3 protein-coding genes are annotated in these 1,779 nt (G+C 62.8%); 1 reads left to right on the top strand and 2 read right to left on the bottom strand.

Annotation, left to right across the window (positions count from 1 at the left end; all coding sequences use genetic code 11):
* Positions 1–200: 200 nt before the first annotated feature.
* Entirely contained in the window at positions 201–1,019 is an 819-nt protein-coding gene (locus EOA24_RS36750; RefSeq protein ID WP_126078353.1) for a helix-turn-helix transcriptional regulator, read from the top strand.
* On the opposite strand, the gene EOA24_RS36745 is transcribed toward EOA24_RS36750, so the two are convergent.
* Positions 1,016–1,474, bottom strand: coding sequence for a hypothetical protein (locus EOA24_RS36745; RefSeq protein WP_126078354.1), 459 nt, complete (start codon positions 1,472–1,474; stop codon positions 1,016–1,018). The genes EOA24_RS36750 and EOA24_RS36745 overlap by 4 nt on opposite strands.
* A 61-nt stretch (positions 1,475–1,535) precedes the next feature.
* Positions 1,536–1,779, bottom strand: a 244-nt coding sequence (locus tag EOA24_RS36740) for a DMT family transporter (protein WP_133374840.1), incomplete at its 5' end; no start/stop codon positions are given.

Genomic DNA, 1,779 nt, shown 5'->3' with positions numbered 1-1,779 from the left:
TGTTCGAGCGGCGCCACATCGCCGCCATCGACAAACCGCCGCCCGTCAATCCAAGTCGAAGGTACCCCCGCTGCTCTCCCGATCAGATGAGCCTCGACTATGTCTAACTTTCCCCGGACAGCCCTGCACAAGGGGGGGAAGGGGGAGCCATAACCTCCCAGGTAGTTGAAACGCTCAGCCGCCGCCCTAATCATCCCCTCATGACCACACCCGAACCCTCCGCCGGCAGCCTGATCCGCGAGTGGCGCACGCGCCGGCGCATGAGCCAGCTCGATCTCGCTATGGAGGCCGATATCTCGCAGCGGCATCTCTCCTTCGTCGAAAGCGGCCGCGCGCAGCCGTCGCGCGAGATGGTGCTGCATCTGGCCGAGCAGCTGTCGATCCCGCTGCGACAGCGCAACCAGCTGCTGCTTGCGGCAGGCTTCGCGCCGAGCTTCAGCGAAAAGCCACTGACCGACGCCACGCTGGCACCGGCGGTGGCCGCCGTCGAGACCGTGCTCAAGGGCCACGAGCCTTTTCCGGCGCTGGCGGTGGACCGGCACTGGAATCTTGTTTCCGCCAATGCAGCGATCGCCCCATTCCTCGCCGATATCTCCGAACAGTCGCTGCTCCAATCCCCGGTCAATGTGCTGAGGCTGAGCCTGCATCCCGGTGGCGTGGCGCCGCGCATCGTCAATCTGGCGGAATGGCGCGCGCATCTCTTGGAGCGGCTGAAGCACCAGAACGACGCGACCGGCGATCCGGTGCTGATCGAATTGGAGCGCGAGCTGCGCGCCTATCCGTCCGGCTTGAAAAGCAGCCGGCCGGCTCCGGTCGAGCCGAGCGGCATCGTGCATCCGCTCAGGCTCGCGCATGGCGATCAGGTGCTTTCCTTCATCAGCACCATCACCGTGTTCGGCACGCCGCTGGACGTCACCCTGTCGGAACTGGCGATCGAATCCTTTTTCCCGGCCGATGAGCAGACACGCGCGGTGCTGGTGCGGCTGGCGAAAGAGCGGGCCAATGCGACGAGCAGCTAAGCTTCGGCCGATCCGGCATCCTGCGACTTGCAAATCTCGGCAACCCACAGGTCTGCCGGATAGGTCCGCAAAAGATGATGGGTATTCTCCTGATCGGTGTACCCAAGCAGCTTTCCTTGCAGCCATTCGAATTGCGGGCACCAACCCCTGTCGTGGAGGAAATCGATAAGCAGCCAATATGCTTCGACCCGCCATTCCTCGCCCTTGAGCGTGTAGAACCAGTAGTCGATATCCACCGCAGTACCGCTTGGCAGGGAGATCGTTCTGGTCCTCAAGTGCTCCGAAAGCGTCCCGGCGGCGACGTGTGGCGCGAAGTCCTGATTGGCCAGTGCGTCGGATTTCTCAAAGCCATCCACTTTCTCGTGAGCAAACACAGCCATCGGTTTGGCTCGGGCAAGCATCATCTCCAGTTCGCGGTTGGTGTGAAGGACGTAAGGTCGCTCTTTGTCATTCATTTTAAATTCCTAATGGACTGAGAAACATCCGTGACCTTTGTCTAGATGCCGGCGATTTCGATCACCCCTGCGGCGGCGCGGCTGTCCTGGTGCGCGTGCGCTCCAGGCCGAGCTGCCGCTCGCGCCAGATGATGAAGATGCCGGCGGCGACCACGATGACGCCGCCGACCAGCGTGTTGGGCGAGGTCACGTCGCCGAAGACGAAATAGCCGATGACGACGCCGAGGATCATCGAGGTGTATTCGAATGGCGCGACGACCGAGGCTTCGGCGTGGCGGTAGGCCGCCGTCATCGGGGTCTGGGCG

The organism is Mesorhizobium sp. M2A.F.Ca.ET.039.01.1.1 (genome assembly GCF_003998035.1).
Classification (GTDB): Bacteria; Pseudomonadota; Alphaproteobacteria; order Rhizobiales; family Rhizobiaceae; genus Mesorhizobium.
This window is presented reverse-complemented; position numbering and strand designations above follow the sequence as displayed.